The sequence below is a fragment of the Parafrankia sp. BMG5.11 genome (assembly GCF_004337455.1).
This window is the reverse complement of sequence record NZ_SJXI01000015.1, coordinates 70788-89745: the sequence shown is the minus strand read 5'-3', so window position 1 is coordinate 89745 and position 18958 is coordinate 70788. Positions and strand designations below refer to the sequence as shown.

Annotated in this window: 20 protein-coding genes; 9 read left to right on the top strand and 11 right to left on the bottom strand. The window is 62.3% G+C overall.

Features of this window, described 5'->3' with window-relative positions; genetic code table 11:
• Positions 1-192: 192 nt before the first annotated feature.
• The 9 genes from E0504_RS11305 to E0504_RS11265 all read right to left on the bottom strand — a co-directional run bounded on the left by E0504_RS11305 (position 193) and on the right by E0504_RS11265 (position 7920).
• Positions 193-921: a PepSY domain-containing protein gene (locus E0504_RS11305; RefSeq protein ID WP_131624106.1), complete on the bottom strand. Its 729-nt coding sequence runs from the start codon at positions 919-921 to the stop codon at positions 193-195.
• 80 nt (positions 922-1001) lie between these two features.
• Positions 1002-1478: a nuclear transport factor 2 family protein gene (locus tag E0504_RS11300; protein ID WP_165938486.1), complete on the bottom strand. Its 477-nt coding sequence runs from the start codon at positions 1476-1478 to the stop codon at positions 1002-1004.
• A gap of 77 nt (positions 1479-1555) precedes the next feature.
• Positions 1556-2368, bottom strand: coding sequence for a DUF305 domain-containing protein (locus tag E0504_RS50330; RefSeq protein ID WP_207912475.1), 813 nt, complete (start codon positions 2366-2368; stop codon positions 1556-1558).
• Positions 2369-2418: 50 nt separating this feature from the next.
• Complete coding sequence (locus tag E0504_RS11290; RefSeq protein WP_131624102.1) at positions 2419-3063, bottom strand: DUF2231 domain-containing protein; 645 nt, start codon at positions 3061-3063, stop codon at positions 2419-2421.
• Positions 3054-3851, bottom strand: coding sequence for a copper resistance protein B (locus E0504_RS51270; RefSeq protein ID WP_207912474.1), 798 nt, complete (start codon positions 3849-3851; stop codon positions 3054-3056). Before E0504_RS51270 ends, E0504_RS11290 begins: the two co-directional genes overlap by 10 nt.
• 524 nt (positions 3852-4375) lie before the next feature.
• Entirely contained in the window at positions 4376-6184 is a 1809-nt protein-coding gene (locus E0504_RS11280) for a copper resistance system multicopper oxidase (RefSeq protein ID WP_131624099.1), read from the bottom strand.
• Between the two features lie 80 nt (positions 6185-6264).
• Positions 6265-6642, bottom strand: a complete 378-nt coding sequence (locus tag E0504_RS11275) for a hypothetical protein (RefSeq protein WP_131624097.1) — start codon at positions 6640-6642, stop codon at positions 6265-6267.
• 49 nt (positions 6643-6691) lie between these two features.
• Positions 6692-7096 (bottom strand): hypothetical protein, encoded by a 405-nt coding sequence (locus tag E0504_RS11270; protein ID WP_131624095.1) that lies wholly within the window; start codon positions 7094-7096, stop codon positions 6692-6694.
• Positions 7097-7125: 29 nt separating this feature from the next.
• Positions 7126-7920, bottom strand: a complete 795-nt coding sequence (locus tag E0504_RS11265; protein ID WP_131624093.1) for a MauE/DoxX family redox-associated membrane protein — start codon at positions 7918-7920, stop codon at positions 7126-7128.
• Positions 7921-7967: 47 nt separating this feature from the next.
• On the opposite strand from E0504_RS11265, the gene E0504_RS11260 reads away from it, so the two are divergent.
• Together E0504_RS11260 and E0504_RS11255 are read left to right on the top strand one after the other, a co-directional pair.
• A complete protein-coding gene (locus E0504_RS11260) occupies positions 7968-8381 on the top strand; it encodes a MerR family transcriptional regulator (protein ID WP_131624091.1) in 414 nt (137 codons plus the stop codon).
• Between the two features lie 329 nt (positions 8382-8710).
• Positions 8711-9562 carry an ion channel gene (locus E0504_RS11255; RefSeq protein WP_131624089.1) on the top strand — a complete coding sequence of 284 codons (852 nt, stop codon included), beginning with the start codon at positions 8711-8713 and terminating at the stop codon, positions 9560-9562.
• Positions 9563-9612: 50 nt separating this feature from the next.
• Here the strand turns inward: E0504_RS11255 and E0504_RS54175 are convergent, their stop codons facing one another.
• Together E0504_RS54175 and E0504_RS11245 are read right to left on the bottom strand one after the other, a co-directional pair.
• Positions 9613-10020 (bottom strand): four-helix bundle copper-binding protein, encoded by a 408-nt coding sequence (locus E0504_RS54175; protein ID WP_131624087.1) that lies wholly within the window; start codon positions 10018-10020, stop codon positions 9613-9615.
• 237 nt (positions 10021-10257) lie between these two features.
• Positions 10258-10788, bottom strand: coding sequence for a DUF305 domain-containing protein (locus E0504_RS11245; protein WP_131624085.1), 531 nt, complete (start codon positions 10786-10788; stop codon positions 10258-10260).
• Between the two features lie 459 nt (positions 10789-11247).
• Here E0504_RS11245 and E0504_RS11240 point away from each other — a divergent pair, with 459 nt between their 5' ends.
• From E0504_RS11240 to E0504_RS11215, 7 genes are all read left to right on the top strand, one after another.
• Positions 11248-11871 carry a recombinase family protein gene (locus E0504_RS11240; protein WP_131624531.1) on the top strand — a complete coding sequence of 208 codons (624 nt, stop codon included), beginning with the start codon at positions 11248-11250 and terminating at the stop codon, positions 11869-11871.
• Positions 11872-12015: 144 nt separating this feature from the next.
• On the top strand, positions 12016-12789 hold the full coding sequence (locus E0504_RS11235) for a hypothetical protein (protein ID WP_131624083.1): 774 nt from the start codon (positions 12016-12018) through the stop codon (positions 12787-12789).
• Between the two features lie 272 nt (positions 12790-13061).
• Positions 13062-14135: a hypothetical protein gene (locus E0504_RS53425; RefSeq protein ID WP_306769231.1), complete on the top strand. Its 1074-nt coding sequence runs from the start codon at positions 13062-13064 to the stop codon at positions 14133-14135.
• Positions 14136-14184: 49 nt separating this feature from the next.
• Positions 14185-16137 (top strand): PQQ-binding-like beta-propeller repeat protein, encoded by a 1953-nt coding sequence (locus tag E0504_RS11230; protein WP_306769230.1) that lies wholly within the window; start codon positions 14185-14187, stop codon positions 16135-16137.
• Positions 16138-16182: 45 nt separating this feature from the next.
• On the top strand, positions 16183-16566 hold the full coding sequence (locus E0504_RS54170) for a cytochrome c family protein (RefSeq protein WP_131624081.1): 384 nt from the start codon (positions 16183-16185) through the stop codon (positions 16564-16566).
• Complete coding sequence (locus E0504_RS11220; protein WP_131624079.1) at positions 16563-18134, top strand: class I adenylate-forming enzyme family protein; 1572 nt, start codon at positions 16563-16565, stop codon at positions 18132-18134. The genes E0504_RS54170 and E0504_RS11220 overlap by 4 nt, the downstream gene beginning before the upstream one ends.
• Positions 18131-18955 (top strand): SDR family NAD(P)-dependent oxidoreductase, encoded by an 825-nt coding sequence (locus E0504_RS11215; protein ID WP_131624077.1) that lies wholly within the window; start codon positions 18131-18133, stop codon positions 18953-18955. Before E0504_RS11220 ends, E0504_RS11215 begins: the two co-directional genes overlap by 4 nt.
• Positions 18956-18958 lie beyond the last annotated feature (3 nt).

Here is an 18958-nt window from a genome sequence, read left to right as displayed (position 1 = left end):
AAAGGACATCACAGCTGGAGCAGCGGGACACCGCAGCGCATTTATCGGGGCCTCTCAGCCTTGCTGCGTCGATCCGTCGGCTACGCGCCCTAAAGTAGGACATTCTGGCCCGCCCTGCGGGAGCCCGTGAGCAGACGTTCCAGCAATCTTGCGCCGTCCGCCAGCTAACGAGCAGGCGATGTCGTAAGGCTACTAAGTTCTGGAAAGGAGGCGACGTCTGCGCCTCCTACGCCAAGCGTTGTAGCCAAGCCGGCTCGGGAACAGGACGATGCCCGCGACGATCATCACGAGGCTCAATGCCGTGGCGGAAATCAGCAGCGGCGTATTGAAGTTCTCGTGGTTCTTGAAGTCCATGATGTGGAGGGACCACATGAAATCGAACACTCGCCACAGGGTCGACCGCCTGGCGGTAACGGTGCCCGTATCCTGCGCCACATAGAGCGCCCGATCGGTGTCATCATCGAAATCGACCCGCCATGCCGGCAGGGCTGCGCGATACTCGGTCGATTCCTCCGTCACCAGCGTCACGCTGGCAGCCTTGCGGTCGTCGATGTAGTCGGCTTCCGCGATTTGGACCGCGAGCGCAGACGGGATGGGCGAGATCTGCTGCCCCGTCGCCAGGTCGTACAGGCGGGGGCGGCCTTCACGGGGGGAGACTAGGGCCACTGGTCGCACCAGCATGCTCCTGATCTCGATCCGCTCTCCGGGCGCCGCGCTGCCGATCCGCAGCAACCCGGCCGCGGCGTCTCCGATAGCGATATCGGGCGACGGCGCGGAGGCCACCATGTGCTCGGAACGGACCTGCTCGATGGGAGCAACTGCGAAGAAAAGCCCGCTCACGAACCAGAACAGGATCTGGATCGCCATGAGCAGCGCCAGCCACTTGTGAACCTTACCCGCAATCCGCGCAGTGGCTGACATCTTGCGTCCCTCACCATTCAACGTAATCAACTTCGATCGTCGACCGACATCCGGCACATAATTCGGCCGCAAGCGCCGCCTCAGGTCGTCGGTCGAGGCGCCCGCGAGGAGCCGTGCATGTTGACGATTTGCCAGTTTTGGCCCGTTCGCCGCAGCACCGACGTGGTGACGCCCCGGCGCTCGATCGCAGCGCCTTCGGCTCGCTCGATCCGATGGGTGTACGTCTCGGTCGCCACCGCAACCGCGCCGTCGCACCAGAACTCGAGGCGATGATCGGCGAAGCGGAACGAACGGAAATGTCCGAGCTCCGGTCCAAGATGATGAGCAAGATAGTTTGCGTACGTCCCCTCGACGCCGCCGTTCTCGAACACGGCCGAATCCGCCGCGAACAGCTGTTCCGTGCCTTGCGCATCGAGACGTTCGATGGCCGCGCGATAGTCGGCAAGCACCCGCTCGATAGCCGGGCGCTGAGCGCCGCAATCGGTTTTGTGCGCCTGAGCAGGGGTACCGCTCAGGCTGACGACAGCCGCCGCCCCAGCGACAAGAAAGCTCTTCATACGTTTCCCCCTTTGAAAATGGACCACAGTCCAGAAGCGCGGCATCGCCGCGCCCCTGGGTTGTTTCCACCGGATCGTCAGCAATGGCCCGCCGCTCGGTGCTCGGGAAGGCACTCCGCTGTCGGCGACGGCGCAGGGCTAGAAGTCGGGCGCGGTGCCGCCTGCTTGGGCTGAGCGGGCGGCTGGGCGGCCTTGGGCGCAGGACTCGTGCGGGGCGCCGCCGGGGTCGCGCGATCCGTTGCCCTGGCCGAAGACGAGGCAGCGGGCGCATCGGCTGCCGGCATCGCCTCCCCGCTCAACATCGCCGCCAGATGCGCAATCTCGGCGCGCTGGTCCCGAGCGGTGCTGCGCGCTTTCGCCAGGATATCAGGGTCGCCGCCCTGGCGGATAAGAACCTCCGACATGTCCACCCCGCCTTGGTGATGCGCAATCATCTTGCGCGCCCAGGTTTCCGAAAGTGTGCTGCCGGTCGCAGCCATCATCGCGTCATGCATGCTCTTGTCGACCGGCTCGAATGGGTTGGCCTCGCCCGATCCGCCGGTGATCCCGCCAGCAAGCGACCGCTCCAACTCGCCGATTTCGCGGCTTTGCTTTTCCACCGTCATGCGCGCCATTTCGACGAAACCCGACTCGCCGCCCCGGTCGATCAGTATCTGGGACATCTCAACCGCTCCGCGATGATGCTCGATCATCTTTTTGACCCAGGTCTCTGAAGCGTTCGCGCCTACAGCCGCCATCATTCGCTCATGCATTTGCATCTCGACAGCGCCGAAGGGATTGTTGGCATCGTTCGCCATGGAGCTTGCGCTGGCATTCTCCGCGTCCTGGCCAGCATTCTCTTCGCCACTTGAACAGGCTGCGAGGGCGACCGCCCCAAGCAACAGTGTCATAATTCGCTTCATCACGTCTCTCCTCGATTGCGCAGGGTCCCATCCCGTATCTAGAAACTCATGTGGTCCATACCGTGGACAAGCGCAGCCCCGAGCCAGCCTTGGACCAGCAAGAGGAGCGTGATGGCCGCCAGCGCTGCGACCATCCCTCGGCCATAGACAGAGTTCCGCCGCCGGAACGCCCAGACGGCCACCGCGCCGCCGATCATCGCGAGCCCGGTTCCGATCCAGCGATGCCAAAGGTGGACCGCGTCAGGGTCGACGAGCACGAAGCCGCCCGTGAACCAGCCGAGGACTGCGGCGATGACGCTCGCGGCGCCCGCGACGATGATGAGCGCGCGAATGAGCTCGACCGTCTCGCCTCGTCGCCGCGCGAGGATCAGGGCGACGAGAGCCACCGGAAAGAGCGCGATCGGAAAGTGCACCGCGAAGGGATGTGTTCGGCCGACCCAGCTCATCAAGCGCTCGGAAAAGCTTTTCGGCGCCGCCACCTCCATCGCCTCGGCATGATCTTCGATCATCTCATGCATGGCGCCTGGCGTGGTGGTGGGAGGCGACCGACCCTGCTTAACAGCGGTCTGCGCCGCCTCGTTTCGCTTGTTGTGGTCCTTGTGAGCCGCGCCCGGCGTTGACGAGAGCGCGAGAACCGCGGCCATGAGCACAAGTACCATGAAGCGAGGGACGTTCAGAACCATGTCCTCACTCCCACGAGAAGGCGCCAGCCGCCGACGCCCTCTCCCTCAGCCCGGCGAAAACGTGCCGTGTCGCCGAAGGCACGCTCGTATTGAGCACCGATGTAGGGGGCGACCACGGCCAGGCCTGCTTCAGGGTAGAGCTCATACCGCAGCCTCGCCCCGAACTCCGCCGTCGAGATGCCGCTGCCCAGCCTCAAGTCCGGCACATCCTGAAACGAAAAGTCGATTTCGGCCCGCGGCTGAAAGATCAGGCTTTGGGTGAGCCGCAAATCGTATTCGGCCTCAGCCCGCGCGGTGAGGTCCCCCTTGTTCGAGAGGAACAGGGCACCTTCTACTTCGAACCAGTAAGGGGCGAGCCCCTGAATGCCGAGCACCAGATGGGTGCGGTCGGGACCGGAGCGCAGATCCTGCCGGACACCTGCTTGCAGGTCGAACCAGGGGTCGATGGCACGGCTCCACAGCGCCTGTACCTCGACCTCTTCCAGCTCCCCGCCGAACTCGCCCTCGCCCTCTGTTTTGAGCCAGAACTTGTCGATGTCGCCGCCGTACCAAAATTGCGCGTCCCAAGCGTACCCTTCGCGCCCTTCACCGATGGACGCCTCCAGCTGGTCGACCAGAAAACGGTAAGCCTTCAGCCCGCCATGCTCCTGGGCAAGCTCCGCGCGCGAACGCGCGGCCGCGGCCGTATCGAAGTACAGATCCTGGGCGTGGGCAGGTCCGGTGAACGCCTCTGGCGGCGGTGGAGCTTCGGCGATCTCAGCGCCGGCTGATAGCTTGCAGTGCCCCATCGCCGCATGCTCCGGCGCGCACGTGGTGGCCCCCGGAGGTGCGGCTTGCTCGGCCGGCATCGTATGGCCCGCGTGCGGGTCGACGCCAGAGACAGGTGGCGACGGCTGTGTGGGCGACGTGCAGTGGCCCATCGCCGCATGTTCAGGCGTGCACGTCGCGGCAGGAAGAGGCGAAGGCGCGGCGACGGGCTGCGCTGCCGGCATCTGGCAGTGCCCCATTGCCGCGTGCTCGGCGGTGCAGCCTGCAGTGGCCGGTGCTGGCGCTGGCACTGGCGCTGGCGCCGAAGTTGAAGGCGCCATGGTGCAGTGTCCCATCGCGGCGTGCTCGGCTGTGCAGGACGGCGACGGCTCGGAGGGCTGCGCTGCGGCTGCAGCTATCATGCAGTGGCCCATCGCAGCATGTTCAGGCGTGCAAGTCGCCGCCGGCGCGGAAGCGGGTGGAGGCGAAGCCTGAGCATGGCCGCTATGCTGGGCGAGCGCGGGGCTGGCGATCGCAGACGCCAGCAGCAGGAGGATCGCGCGCTTCATGCTGCGCCTCCATCAAGCGGGCGGACCGTCACGACGCGCATCATGCCGGCGTGCATGTGGTAGAGAAGATGGCAGTGAAAAGCCCAGTCACCAGGCGCATCAGCCGTGAGATCGAGGTCGACGAAACCGCCGGGCATAACCTTCACCGTGTGCTTGAGCGGCTGGCTGGCCCCCTGGCCGTTGACGATCTCGAAGAAGTGCCCGTGCAGGTGCATGGGGTGGGTCATCATCGTGTCGTTGATGAGCCTGAGACGAGCACGCTCGTTGCGGGCGAAACGGTAAGGCTCTGGATTTTCGCTCAGCTGCTCGCCGTCCATCGACCACATGAACCGTTCCATGTTGCCAGTAAGATGAATGTCGATGCGCCGCGTCGGCGTGCGTGTATCCCGATTGGGAGTGAGCGACGCCATGTCGCTGTAGGTGAGGACGCGGTGCCCGACATTCTCCAATCCGATGCCGGGGTGACCGGTGCGATCGACAGGATTGGGCGCGATCATGTCGACGCCCACACCCACGGGGAAATCCACTTGCGACGCATCCCGCATGTCCATGCTGGAGTGATCCATGCCCGCCATCGAACCAGCCCCGGCCGCCACGCCGGAAGCGGCAGGCGTGCCATGCCCCATTGCGGAATGGTCCATGGCTCCCGGCGCGGCCGGCGCCGCGCCATGATCCATGCTTCCATGATCCATGCCGCCCATGCCCATGTCGGTCATGTTCAGCGTGGGACGTTCCCGCAACGGGGGGACCGCGGCGACCATGCCCATGCGCGGCGCGAGTGTCGCCCGGGCCATGCCGGACCGGTCGATGCTCTCGGCCACGATGGTATAGGCATGATCGCGTGGCTCGACGATGAAGTCGTAGGTCTCGGCGTTGCCGATCTGCACTTCGTCGACTTCCACCGGGCGCATGTTGATGCCGTCCGTGGCCACGAACGTCATCGGGAGCCCGGGAATACGGAAGTTGAACGTCGTCTGCGCCGCCGCGTTGATGATCCTCAGCCGCACCCGCTCGCCGGGCCGAAAGATTCCAGTCCAGTTCTCGTCCGGACTGTGGCCGTTGATCAGCAGCGTGTAAGCGGCCTCGGTCACGTCCGAGATGTCGCTCGGGTCCATCCGCATCCGCGCGAACATCAGACGATCCTCGGCGCTCAAGGTCTCGCTGCGCTGATCGAGCAGCGTTTCCTTCTGGCGATTGAAGAAGCCGCCTTCGGCCTTCATGCGCGAGAAGATCCGATGCGGGTGCATGAAGCTCCAGTCCGACAGCACGATCACATGCTCGCGGTCGTAGGCTACCGGATCCGCGCCCACCGGATCGATGATCATCGGCCCGTAATGGCCAAGCTGCTCCTGGAGGCCCGAATGGCTGTGGTACCAGTAGGTGCCCGACTGGCGCAGCGGGAACTCGTATGTGAAAGTTGAGCGAGCCGCGATGCCGGGGAAGCTGACGCCGGGCACACCGTCCATCTGGAAGGGTACGATCAGACCGTGCCAGTGGATCGAAGTGTCCTCGTCGAGCTGGTTGTCGACCACAATTCGCACGTTCTGGCCTTCGCGCAGCCTGATGAGGGGCGCCGGTATGGTCCCGTTGATCGTGATGGCATGCCCCGTCCGCCCATCAACCTGGAAGGCGCTCTCCGCGACGGTGAGCCGGATGTCCTCTCCGGTAATTGTTGGCGAAGCTTTGGCAGCCAGTCCGTGGCTTCCGGTCTGCGCCCAGGCTGGAAAGAGCCGGGATGCGCCAAGTCCGGCTACGCCGATGGCGCCGCCGCGCAGGAGGGCGCGCCTGTGAATCAATGGGCTCATTGTAGTTCCTCGTCGCTCCGTAGAGCGGAAAATAATGCAGAATGGGGGGAGGCAGCGCCGAGCGCCGCCTTCCCCGCCAACTACTGTTGCGAAGGCATGTTGTGCCCGGCGTGCGGATCGGCTTCGGCACTGGCGAACGGGGCCGCGTCATAGGCTTTCGCCTTGTCGCAGCAAGGCATGGCCTTGCCTTCCGCCTTCATCTTAGCGCAGCACGCCATGGTCCCGTCTGCCGTCTCCTTGCAGCAGTCCATCTTACCAGCCGGCATGTCATGCCCGGCGTGCGGGTCGGCAGACGCTGCAGAGTGGCCGGCGTGCGCCTGTGCCGCCGCGTGGTTTGCATGATCTGCGTGGCTTGCGTGGTTCGCGTGGCCGGCATGGTCAGCATGAGCCGGCGGTGCAACTTGCGCGAGGGCTGGGGAAGCAATCACCATGGCGATCGCTGCGAGCAGAATTTTCATCTCAAAACTCCTGAGTCGTTCGAAAAACGGATAATGGTTCGTTCGAAGCTCAGGCGGTTCGAGGTGGGGGATCAACGGCCTCTGCCATCAGTCCGCGCATCCAGTGCGCCAAAGGAGCCGGATGCCGGATGGCCGGCAGCGGGTGCGGCTCGGGAAGAGGGGCGCCGAGCACGGAAATGGCTGCGCAGGCAACGGCACAGTCGGACAAACAGTCTTGTTGCGGATCGCTGCCACCACTGTCCTCTTCACCGCGCATCTCGGCGCAGTGGCCGCTTTCCGCCGCGGATTGCTCGTGGTGAGATGCTGATGCGGGCGGTTGAGGCTGAGCCATGGCTGCCGGAGCGCCCATCATGCTCATGGGAGCGAGCACGATCGCGAAAAGCGCCAGTATCCGCATGAGCCGCATCGCAAGCATCGCGGGAAGATAGGCCCGTCCCGGAATACTTGCAAACAAGAAGCAGGCTCCGGGCGCGCCCCTGGATCTCACGCCCCGTGCGCTGCGCCGGCCAGCAGCCCAAGCGCCGACAGACCCATCCAGATCGCCATGCCGATCATCATCAGGTTCTCGGTGAGCGAAACAAAGCCCAGCGGAACGTTGCTCGACCCGCCGACACAGGCACACTTCAGCTCGCGCTTGTCGAGGTAGACCGCCTTGAACACCGAGACAGCGCCAATCGTGGCAATGAACAGTGCAAGGGGCACCGAGAGCCACGTCAGCGCTCCCGCCGCCATCAGGACTCCGGCGAGCCCTTCGGCATAAGGGTAGATGTAGCTGTAAGGTACCCACCGCTTCGCAAGCAGGTCGTAGTTGAGGAACATCGTCGCGAAAGTCTCGATGTTCTGCAGCTTGAGCAGCGCCAGTACGATCATCGAAAAGGCGATGAACCACTCGGCCGCGCGAAGGGTGAAGGGGCTGCCGGTCACGGCGAAACTCGCCGCACCCGCCATCAGCGCTGTCATCGTGAACAATGCGATGATCGGACGGTAGCTCGTTGCCTTCGGGTCAATGACCGGCTTGCCCAGGTGGCGGCGCAAATCGTCGTAGCCGCCGATCCGCCGGCCGCCGATGAAGACCTGCGGCGTAGTCGCAACGCCATGCTCGGCCTTGAACGCGTCCGTTTCCTCGCGTGTGGTGAGGTGGTGATCTTCGACTTCGTAGCCGGCGCGCTTCAGAACATGGATAGCCTTCAAGCCATAGGGGCAGGTGTGTTTCGGCATCACCATGCGGTAAATGACCGCCTTGTTGGCGGGAGCCGGATGGTTGCTCATGTCCGACATTTCACGTCTCCTTGTGATCTCGTCGGCACCGATATAGGTTGCGTACTATGGTACAGAGTCAAGAGATATCTTCACTGACGATTGGGCGCTTGGCTGCAGCCGGTGAAGTTGGTGTCGAAACCGTTCGTTTCTATCAGCGGCGCGGGCTTCTCAAGGTTCCCTCACGGGAGACCGGCATCCGCCGCTATGGGGCCGATGACCTGCGTCGGTTGCGGTTCATCAAGCAGGCACAGGTGGCCGGGTTCACCCTTGAACAGATCAAGGAGCTTCTAGCGCTCGACTCAACGCAGGATCGCAGCCGTGCCCGCAAGCTGGCGCTCGGGCGCCTCGAAGCACTCGACGTGAAGGTGGCGGAGCTCAATAAGGCGAGGGACGCTCTGCGCGCGTTGGCAGAGAAGTGCGGCGAAGGCAGCACCGGGCCGTGCCCTATCCTGAGATCCTTCGATGGCCTGATCGATTGACGCAAGGCATGGTTTCTTCTGTGAGGATCAAGAGATGATCGACGCCGCGGTTGGGAGGCATCACACCCAGCAACGTGAGGTGCTCAAGCAAGGTTTGCTCTGCGAGAAGATCTTCCGGCAGAGCTGTCACGAATGGGGCTAGACCGGCGATTCGCTATGCCGGGCCGCCGCAGTGCGCGGAAGGAGGTCACAAGTTGGATTGGTTCTGTCTCACAGCAGGCGTCTTAGTCGTACTTGCGGCTTTAATTGATACCATCTGGACCACCCTCTGGGTTGGGGGTGGCGCCGGTCCAATAGCCCGTGCCGCCTCCTATCTTGCTTGGCGTCTCGTGAGCTTGATCAACTCACACCGGCTGATGATCATGGCGGGGCCGCTGGTTTTAACGATCACTGTGGCCACCTGGTTGTTCCTGTTGTGGGCTGGGTGGTTCCTGGTGTTCTGGTCATACCCCCCGTCGCTACTGAGTAGCTCGACAGAAGCAGTCGCAGACTTCAGCGACCGCATCTACTTCGTTGGATACACAATCTTCACCTTAGGAAACGGCGACTTCTCCCCGAGCGCGGGGAGCTGGCAGGTCGCTACTGCTCTCGCGTCAGGCACCGGACTGTTCACGGCGACGCTCGCGATCACTTATCTGATATCCGTCATATCGGCAGCGGTCTCTGCGCGCGCCTTTGCCGCTGAAGTACGAGGGCTAGGGAACACTCCGGCAGAGGCCGTTGCCGCTGGGTGGGATGGGAATAGCTACTCAGGGTTGTCACTGCCCTTAAACAGCATCGCCAGCCAGCTCACGAAACTCAGCCAACAGTATCTGGCCTACCCGGTCTTCCAGTACTTCCATTCAGATGAGGCAGGGAAGTCGCCGATCGTCGGCCTGGCTCGGCTCGATCAAGTTCTGATGATCGCAGCGCACGGTGTACCAGACCGATTCCGACCACCAGAAGTGATTCTTAACTCGGCGCGCTCCGCGATTGTGAACGTTCTTGAGGCGCTCCCAAAGCACTTCACAAAACCAGGGGACGCCCCTCTTCCGATTCCATCACTCGATGCACTGCGCTCCCGGGGGCAGCCAGTTGTACCGGAGGATGAGTTTGCGATTGAGGTCGGTTCAGAGCAGGATCGCCGTAAGCGGCTGCACGGTTTGCTGATTGCTCATGGCTGGGGAGTTGAAGACATCTGAGTCACCCGCTGAGAGCGGCCCCGTGGAGCGCTCTCAGCGGGTGCGGGAGATTAGCGGCTAAGTGACTGCGCCGCTTGATCGCATGACTCGGCGCAGCGCCGGCAGTGCTCTGCACAAATGCGACAGTGCTCGTGCATCTCGGCGTGCTTCTCACACTCTGCTGCACACGCCCTGCAGGCGATTGCGCACGCTTGCATAGCCGCGGCGATGACTTGCTCGTTGCTTCCCGTGCGGCGGATGCCCACGGTGCCGGCAGCTAGACACAGATCGGCGCAGTCCTGGTTGAGGCGAATGCACTGACGCAGCTGCTCCACCATCTCCTCCGCCAGGCAGGCATCAGCGCAGGAGATGCAGGTCTGCGCGCACGAGTAACACTCTTCGAGGCAGCGGATCAGTGCGTCATTCGTGCTCCCCTGAACGCTGGGGTGGGTGGCAATCATCTCTTGCATATGATGCATCGTGTTCTCCTGTCGGTTAGATGAGCCCGTGAGGCTATCTCTCGAAGGCAAGGGGCCCGAAGATGTTCCCACTCATGCGAACATGCGCTCTGGACTGAGATGAACGGAGCAAGGTGCCAGCCAGAATGATGTCGCTTCGGCAACTGCTCGTAGGCGTTACAATGAGGCGGCGCGACCTCGTGAGAAGACTGCCTCCATCCGGACGCGGCTACTGAACCGCCTCTCTTGCTTTGGCCTTCATCTGTCAGTTGTGAGGGTTGCCGGACGTGCTGGAAGAGGTTCACGGCCTGTTTCGCCGTTCGCCTCGATGTCGCTGATCAGCATCTTCATCTCAGCTATCTCCCGGACCTGGCTTTCGATTATCTTGTCCGCCAGCTCCCGCACGCGAGGATCGCTTATTTGTGCCTTTCGTGAATTGTTGATCGCGATCGAGTGGTGCGGGATCATCGACTTCATGAAGCGGGTGTCGTCGATAAGGGCCTGGCTCCGGTTGAGCGCCAGCAGTACGCCAGCCGCCACGAGGCCGATTGCCAGCACCGCGATTTTCGCAGCAGTTGGCTGATACATCCTCCACATGAAGCCCAGCATGACGGCAGTCATGACGCCGCCCATGATGACCGAAGAGAGCAGCCGATTGAGGCTGAAGGTGACGTGTTCGCTGCTGTAGACCAACTGATACATGAGCAAGAACATGATCACGACCGACGTCATTATCATCGCCGCGAAACGGCTCCACCCCATCTTCATGCTATGGTCTTCGCCGTTCATCTCTGATCTCCTTAAGGCCTGTTGGTCTTAGGCAACGAGCGGCTGGAGCAATGGTTCACCGGCTGCGGGCTGCCGCTTCCGAGGCGACTGGAGTCTATGACGGTCGGGGCAGTTGGCTACCTTACAAGCCGTGAGTTCGCCGGCAGCTTATCCGAGATTCGCAGCCAAGAGCTGCCAGTCCGCAATCGGCCCATCTGCTGATGCTGTGCCCCCCCCGGCCTTGCCGATTTAGGTGAACACGGCCTGCGCGAACTGCAGCTGGATGGAAAACGGAAATCTTCGTGTCGCCAGATGGAAATGCTTGGTTCTGATCAGCGCACGCGAGCAGCAGTGTTTCGAGGCAGGCACGAAAACGTTCGATTTAGATACAACTGGAGCAGGTGTATCTTAAATTATGTGGCAGCGGATTCCGATACAGAGTATAATTCGAGCCCCCTATACGTTACATGGGAGGCCATCATAGCAAGAATATTTTCTTACTGCCGCGTGAGCACCGTCGATCAGAGCACGGACAACCAAGTGCGGGAGATCCAGGCCTCTGGATTCTTGGTTCAGCCGAATCGGGTTATTGCAGAAAGCATATCGGGGTCGGTCCCGGCCATGGAGCGACCGGGCTTCGCACGGTTGCTCGACCGATTAGAGACCGAAGATGTACTGATTGTTACAAAACTTGATCGCCTGGGCCGCAACGCCATGGACGTGCGGGCAACGGTCGAGAGGTTGGCTGCGGCAGGGGTGCGCGTGCACTGCCTTGCCCTGGGTGGCATTGATCTCGCGAGTGCAGCCGGCAAGATGACCATGGGCGTCATTAGCGCAGTAGCTGAGTTCGAGCGCGACCTCTTAATTGAACGGACCCAGGCCGGACTGACGCGTGCGAAAGCTGAAGGGAAAAAGCTTGGACGTCGCCCTTCCCTTTCGAATGAGCAACAAGCGGAGGTTCGCGCGAAAAGGGCAGAGGGGCACTCACTAGGCGGTCTTGCGAAATCGTATGGCGTCAGCCGAGCGGCCATCCAGCGCATTGAGAGGAACAACAGGCCGGCTGGCATTCAGACGGCGAAGGCTGCAGCCCAGCTTCAGAAGTAGCAGCCTGACAGGCTCTGCCCCCTCCGCAGCAGAAACCTGTTAAAAAAAGATCGTCGCCAACGGCGTTTCATATTTGGGTCCGGGAGTCTGGGTTCGGTATACATAGGTCATCAACCGGCCCCTCGGCCACATTAGGATTAAACGATGACCAATACCGACCCTCGCCTCAACGACGAAGATGTGCGCAATTGTCACAACAAACAGATTCTATTTCACTATTTTGCGGGCCTTATTGACGGGAGGAGTGACCCACTCGTGAGAGCGCTTTTTATTCGCTATAATGAAAAAACAGAATCTCCTGTGGTTAGGTTGTTCTCTTACGATGAATCTATCGCAACCGCATGGGGAATCCGTGAAGGCCTCTATCGACGGCACGCAGCGGCTCTTGTGCGCGAGGGGTACATACTAGCGGCTCGCGAAGGGTCTGATGGATACTCGAATTTCGAACTCCCGGCTGAACTAGAGCACTTGGCCTTCGATCTAGTAGATCGCATCACAATGCCCGATGGGACCGTTTGGGCGATAGCAGCTCCTCCAGTCGACCAAATTCCTGCGCCAGAAGATCTGACATTCGTCGGAGATTACGCGGTTTGGATGGAGATCAACGGAGTTCCGCACAACCTGGATGAAGACGATCTGCCAGAGAGCGTGTTCAGGTCTCACTTTGCCACCTCGGAGCCTGAAAGTGAAATTCAGGACTACACCGGGCGCGATCGAGTCCGGAAGCAGGTGACCAAATTCGCGGAGGCTTGCCGGTCAGGCGCTATGTGCGCCTCTACGAAAGAAGAGCTTCACGCGATGGCTCAGGCAATGATGCCGGACGTCACTGTTATCACTACGGTTGAGGATGACGATGACGATGAGTTTGTCAGGATCCCACTGGATTCCCTCTTACCCCCCTCACAGGGACTTCACTGACGAGGATAGCCCCCCGCGCTCCCACGCGGGGGGCCTTGCCGGACTGTGAAATCTCGAGCCAGCGTCGCTAGTGTCTGCTTTGCGCCCAATATCGGGCATTCACGCAGATCGCCGATGTTCCCGAAAGCAGCCATTCGTCAGGGGAGGCTTCGGGGGGATGTGCTCCACGAACTCCCGAAATCTGACGCATCACCTCATCACGCTAGACTCAATTGAGAAATGAGGTATGCATTCCGCGAATGAGAGAGAGGGATTGCGATGGGCAGGTCTGCGTGAGACGTCTTCGGAAAATTACTCTTGCTTCGGCGGTTGTGGCGTTCACCATGATGGCGTTTCCGGCATCGGCCAAGGATCGCTTCTGGCGTTGCCCTGAGAATTTCACCCCGAAAATCGGTCTCAACGTCGACTTTCCTTCCGACGGCATCAAGCGTGCGTTCGTGGTGGTCCCTCCGCGAAAGCCCGCTCCAAGATCCGGTAGTGCGGTTTGGGTTCCTCTGACTGGCACGGTCGAGGCAACCGACTGGAACTTGAACGTCCCGCGCAGTGGCAACAACGCGGCGCTCGCGGACGCCGGCTTCATGGTGGTAGCACCCGTCCGGCAATGCGCGAACCAGGACCCGGCGTTGGCCGCCGGTCCCTGCAATGGCGTCGGAAAAGATGGATGGAACTGGAATCCATGGAACGACGGGCGTGCGCCAACGCCTGCAGGCGAAGTGTGGCGGACTGATGCGGGGCCCGATTCCCGATTCATGGAAGCAATGGTTCGCTGTGTTGGAACCAAATGGCCTCTGGATCGCAGGCGCCTATTCCTCGGCGGGATTTCGGCTGGCGGCACGATGACCAACCGCGCGCTGTTGTTCAACTCGGCCTTCTGGGCCGGCGGCATGCCGATCTCCGGCGAATGGTACGTGACCAAGGACGACGGCAGCCCGTTATCCTTTGCCCAGGCTCGAGAGGCGGTAATCGCCAATCCCCGCAACGTGTTCCAGGGAAGGGTCGGTCCGATGCCCCTTCCGCGCCGGGTCAAGCCCCTGATCGTGCTGACCGTATGGGGCGGCGACAAGGACATCTGGTACTGTGGTAGCGTGCTCTGTGCCGATTACCGTCCGAGCACACAGGCCGGCTCAAACTATTTCAGCGCCCAGCGCAACGTTGTGCATATTTCGTGTAAAGCGGGGCATGGTCACATGTGGCCGCAGGTCAATACCGACGCGTTCAATCTCTGGGCGCTGAAGACACTTGCTTCCCATCCGAAGGGCACGCCGGTGAAGCGGTTTGCGCTAACCCCGCCGCCGGAGGGCTATTCCTGCCAGATTGGGCCTTTCACAGGGCTCTATGATGCTTGAGCGCGGCAGCGCACCAAGCGTGGCGTCCGAACCGCGGCGCCGGCATAGCGTGACGGCCTTCGCCGCAGCACTGTTTCTCGCGGGATTGGGAGCGTCGCAATCGGTCGCCCAGCCGGTCGCCGACCGTAACGCTTCACCGCCCGCGCTGCACGCGGCCGCCACGACCCCAGCCGCTGACGGGGCGGCACTATATGCGCAACGTTGCGCCGCCTGCCACGACAACGCCAGCGACCGCACGCCGGCCCGTGAGGTTTTGGCGCAGAACCGCGCGAGCTTCATCCTGGCGGCCATGCGCGGCGGCTCAATGGCCCCGATGGCGGCGGGCCTGACCCAAGCCGAGATGGAAGCCATCGCGCGACACGTAAGCAAGGTGCGTGGCGACGCCGAGCTTACCGACATCGATCCACGGCGAATCTGGGGCGATAGCGTTGAGGGCACTCCCCTCGATGCTCCGAAGTGTACGAAGGCTCCCCCCCCGATCGACTTTGCAACACAAGCATCGTGGAATGGGTGGAGCCCCACGGTCGACAACCGGCGTTACCAGGCAAACCCCGGACTTACCGCGGCCGACGTACCACGGCTCAAGCTCAAATGGGCGTTTCAGTACCCGGGCGCCAAGAACGGACAGGCGACGATTATTGGCGACCGGCTGTTCACCACCTCGATGTCCGGCGCCGTCTATGCCCTCGATGCAAAGACTGGTTGCGTCTACTGGCGGCATGCCGCTGGCGCGGCGACTCGCACCAGTCCTGTGATCGCCCCGATGGCGAACGGCGAACTGACACGCGCGGCGCTGTTCTTTTCCGACTGGACGAAGAGCGCGGTGGCGCTTGATGCGCAGACCGGCGAGCAGATCTGGAAAACCACGATTGACGAGCAGCCCGGTGTGCAGATGACCGGGTCAATCACTTATTGGGACGGCAAGATTTTCGTCCCGATCTCCTCGGGCAATGAGGCGTTCGCCCAATCCCCTAACTGGGTGTGCTGCAAATTTCGCGGCGCTCTCGTGGCACTCGACGCGGCGACCGGCGCAATCCTGTGGAAACGCTACACGTCTGATGAACTGCCGAGACCGTTCGCTAAGAACCGTGCCGGCAAGGATTTGTGGGGTCCATCGGGCGGGGCGATCTGGGTCACACCGACAGTCGATCCCAAACGGCGACTGATTTACGTCGGGACCTCCAATTCCTACACAGATCTGGCCTACGAGCACTCAGATTCCGTTCTGGCGATCGATGTCGACAGCGGTGCGATAAGGTGGGCTCGGCAACTCACCGCCAACGACAACTATATCGATGGCTGCTGGCGCGAAGGCGACCAGAGGCCAGCCAACTGCCCGTCGCCGTTAGGACCGGACTTCTCGATCGGTGCGGCGGTTATCCTGCATACCGACAAGAATGGCCAAGAGCGCTTGCTGGTGGGTCAGAAATCTGGCGTGCTTCGCGCGCTCGCTCCGGATAGCGGAGCAATTCTCTGGCAGCGTCAGCTCAGCAACGGCAGTGCGCTGGGCGGAATCGAGTTTGGCACCGCCGCCGATGGAGAGCGGGTCTACGCCGGCGTTTCGGACATCGTGTTGGGCAAGAACGGCAAGCCGGGCTTGTGGGCGCTCGATGTGACCAATGGCGAGGTCGTCTGGAACCAGCCAACCTCGCCGGAGCCTGAATGCCGATGGAAGAACTTCTGGTGCCACGGTGCGATATCCCAAGCGATCTCGGTGGTGCCCGGCATCGTTTTCGCGGGCAGCTATGACGGCCATTTCCGGGCCTACGACGCGAAGACCGGTGCGATCCTGTGGGATTTCGATACCGCTAGCAAACCCGTGCGCGCCCTCAACGGGGCGATGGTCTATGGCGGCGTGATGGACGGTGCCGGCCCCACGATCGCGGGCGGAACGGTCTATGTTCATTCGGGTTACGCCGGACGCTCCGGCGCCACTGCGGGGCGCAACATGCGCAATGCCGACGGCAATGTGCTGATGGCGTTCTCCGTCGATGGCAAGTGAACTTGAGCGCGCAGGGGCACGGCGTCCCGCGCGATCGGAGATAAGATGATGGCGATGCGCAGCGCCCTTTGTGGCGTCTTAGTCGCTGTGCTTTTGGGCGCAGCAAGCTTCCAGGCGGTGAATGCGCAGGGGCCCGCCCGGAGCGTCCCGGCAGCCTTCGCACAATGCGCAGGGTGCCATGCTATCGAGCCCGCGAAGAACGGAGCGGGGCCGACGCTTAATCGGATTTCGGGCCGCAAGGCAGCGACCCAGCCTGGATTCGCCTATTCCGCAGGTCTGCGGGGCAGCCGGCTGACATGGAATGCCGCCACGCTGGACCGCTACCTGGCGAACACCCAGGTAACGGTTCCGGGCACCACGATGCCGCCGGCGAGGTTGAGCCCTGCAGAGCGGAAGGCAATCGTCGCATATCTGGGGACTCTCAAATGAGCGACACTCCGCGGCCGATCGCGGAATACGTCCGGCGCGACTTCGGCACTTTCTTTGAACTATTTGCGATGCAGGCGGCAGCACGGCCCGACCACATCGCCATCTATTGTAACGACCGCTCGGTCACCTACCGCGAGCTCGATGCCCTCGCGGACCGGGTGGCGTCCGGCTTGCAGCGAGATGGGGTGGTGTCGGGTGGGGTGGCCGCCATTTGCGCCTCGAGCAGCATCGAATATGCCGCAATTTTCATCGGCGTCTTGCGCGCCGGAGCGGCAATATCGCCACTGTCGCCCTCCTCTACTCCGAGGCAGCTCGCAGCGATGCTGGCGGACAACGGAGCAAGCCATCTTTTCCTCGACGCGGGCGTCAGTACGCTTTTGGCAGGAGAGTTGGATCGGCTCTCGGCCGCGGTCGTCGCCTTGGAGGCCGGTGCCGACGGCCCGCCTTTCGCGGAATGGCTGCCCCCTGAAGGCGTAAAACCCTCGCCCGTGACGGTGTCCGCCGACCAGGCATTCAACATCATATATTCCTCGGGCACTACCGGCGACCCCAAGGGGATCGTTCAGCCTTACCGAATGCGCTGGGGGCACAACGGATTGAGCGACCCCCCGGGTTACGGGCCCGACGGCGTGGCCATTATTTCGACACCGCTCTACTCAAACACCACGCTGGTCAGCGTCATCCCGGCGCTGGCGGGCGGGGGCACTGTCGTGCTCATGCCCCGGTTCGATGCACGCACCTTCCTCGTGCTGAGCGAGAAGTACCGCGTGACGCATGCGATGCTGGTGCCTGTGCAGTACCGACGGATTTTGCAGGTACCCGACTTCGACAGCTTCGACCTGTCAAGCTATCGCCTCAAGTTCGCCACCTCCGCTCCATTTCCTGGCGACCTCAAGGCTGAAGTCCTCCGTCGCTGGCCGGGTGGGTTGATCGAGTACTACGGAATGACCGAGGGTGGCGGCTCGTGCATGCTGGTGGCGCACGAACATCCCGACAAGCTCGACACGGTCGGACGGCCGATGGAAGGCCACGACATTCGCCTGATAGACACCGACGGGCGTGAACTCGGCCCAGGGCAGGTCGGAGAGGTCGTCGGGCGATCGGCAGCGATGATGAACGGATATCACAACAAGCCGGGTCAGACTGCGGAGGCGACATGGACTAGTCCCGAAGGGCACCGGTTCATCCGCACCGGAGACTTGGCCTCCGTGGACGAAGATGGATTCTTCACGCTAATCGGCCGCCGCAAAGACATGATCATCTCGGGTGGGATCAACATCTACCCCGTTGACCTCGAGGAAGTGCTGCTCACTCATCCGGTTGTGCAGGAGGCCGCGGTTATTGGCGTACCTTCCGATGAATGGGGAGAAACACCGGTCGGCTTCGTCACGCTGCATCCCGGGGCCGAAGCCGATGGCGCGGTGCTGCGCGCTTTCGCAAACGAGCGGCTGGGTAAAATGCAGCGCCTGTCGGATGTGCGCGTGATCGATACACTGCCGCGTAGCGCGATCGGCAAGGTGCTCAAGCGAGAGCTTCAGGCAGCCTGGAATGGAGAGCACGCGAGATGAAGGAAGCAGCGAAGGGCGGGCGGCTCGAAGGCAAGGTTGCGGTGATCACCGGAGCGACCAGCGGGATCGGAGAGGCAACGGCAGAACTGTTCGCCGAACAGGGCGCGCTCCTGGTGCTGACGGGACGAAACAAAGACAAAGGTGGCGCACTGGTCGAGCGGCTCGGCGACTGCGCGCGCTTCGTGGCCGGCGACGTGCGCGAAGAAGGTCACATCGCTGAGGCCATCGGAACGGCGACGGCCACCTTCGGGCGTCTCGATTGCTTGTTCAACAACGCCGGTGGACCTACTCCTGGCACGCTGGAGGAGGTTTCACCCGACCAGTTTCGCTACGCGATGGATCTGCTGCTGGGCAGCGTTGTGTTTGGTATCAAGCACGCCTCCCCCGTGATGAAGGCGCAGGGCAGCGGTGCAATCATTAACAACGCCAGCGTCGCTGCCTTGCGCACGCACATGGGGGAGTATCTCTACAGCGCGGCGAAGGCCGCAGTGCGACAGTTGACCAAGGTCGCGGGTATGGACCTGGCGAGGTACGGGATCACGGTGAACAGCATCGCACCAGGTGGGATCGCGACTCCAATCTTCTTTGGCGGATCAGGCCGCGCGGCGACGATGGATGATGGGCATGTCGCCGCGAGTATGGCCAAACTGGAGCGGAACCTCGCATTGGCGACGCCCCTACGCCGCACGGGCATGCCTCGCGACATCGCCCATGGCGCCCTATACTTGGCGAGCGACGAAGGGCGCTTCGTCAATTGCCACGACCTGGTGATTGACGCCGGCATGACCGCGGCCGGACGGACCCACTTCGGAGACGCCTAAGTT

Excerpts from the sequence above, each read along its gene's own strand:
- E0504_RS11305 (WP_131624106.1), bottom strand. The coding sequence starts at position 921 with ATGTCAGCCACTGCGCGGATTGCGGGTAAGGTTCACAAGTGGCTGGCG.
- E0504_RS11300 (WP_165938486.1), bottom strand. The coding sequence starts at position 1,478 with ATGAAGAGCTTTCTTGTCGCTGGGGCGGCGGCTGTCGTCAGCCTGAGC.
- E0504_RS50330 (WP_207912475.1), bottom strand. The coding sequence starts at position 2,368 with ATGACACTGTTGCTTGGGGCGGTCGCCCTCGCAGCCTGTTCAAGTGGC.
- E0504_RS11290 (WP_131624102.1), bottom strand. The coding sequence starts at position 3,063 with ATGGTTCTGAACGTCCCTCGCTTCATGGTACTTGTGCTCATGGCCGCG.
- E0504_RS51270 (WP_207912474.1), bottom strand. The coding sequence starts at position 3,851 with ATGGGGCACTGCAAGCTATCAGCCGGCGCTGAGATCGCCGAAGCTCCA.
- E0504_RS11280 (WP_131624099.1), bottom strand. The coding sequence starts at position 6,184 with ATGAGCCCATTGATTCACAGGCGCGCCCTCCTGCGCGGCGGCGCCATC.
- E0504_RS11275 (WP_131624097.1), bottom strand. The coding sequence starts at position 6,642 with ATGAAAATTCTGCTCGCAGCGATCGCCATGGTGATTGCTTCCCCAGCC.
- E0504_RS11265 (WP_131624093.1), bottom strand. The coding sequence starts at position 7,920 with ATGTCGGACATGAGCAACCATCCGGCTCCCGCCAACAAGGCGGTCATT.
- E0504_RS11260 (WP_131624091.1), top strand. The coding sequence starts at position 7,968 with ATGGTACAGAGTCAAGAGATATCTTCACTGACGATTGGGCGCTTGGCT.
- E0504_RS54175 (WP_131624087.1), bottom strand. The coding sequence starts at position 10,020 with ATGCATCATATGCAAGAGATGATTGCCACCCACCCCAGCGTTCAGGGG.
- E0504_RS11245 (WP_131624085.1), bottom strand. The coding sequence starts at position 10,788 with ATGAACGGCGAAGACCATAGCATGAAGATGGGGTGGAGCCGTTTCGCG.
- E0504_RS11235 (WP_131624083.1), top strand. The coding sequence starts at position 12,016 with ATGACCAATACCGACCCTCGCCTCAACGACGAAGATGTGCGCAATTGT.
- E0504_RS54170 (WP_131624081.1), top strand. The coding sequence starts at position 16,183 with ATGATGGCGATGCGCAGCGCCCTTTGTGGCGTCTTAGTCGCTGTGCTT.
- E0504_RS11220 (WP_131624079.1), top strand. The coding sequence starts at position 16,563 with ATGAGCGACACTCCGCGGCCGATCGCGGAATACGTCCGGCGCGACTTC.
- E0504_RS11215 (WP_131624077.1), top strand. The coding sequence starts at position 18,131 with ATGAAGGAAGCAGCGAAGGGCGGGCGGCTCGAAGGCAAGGTTGCGGTG.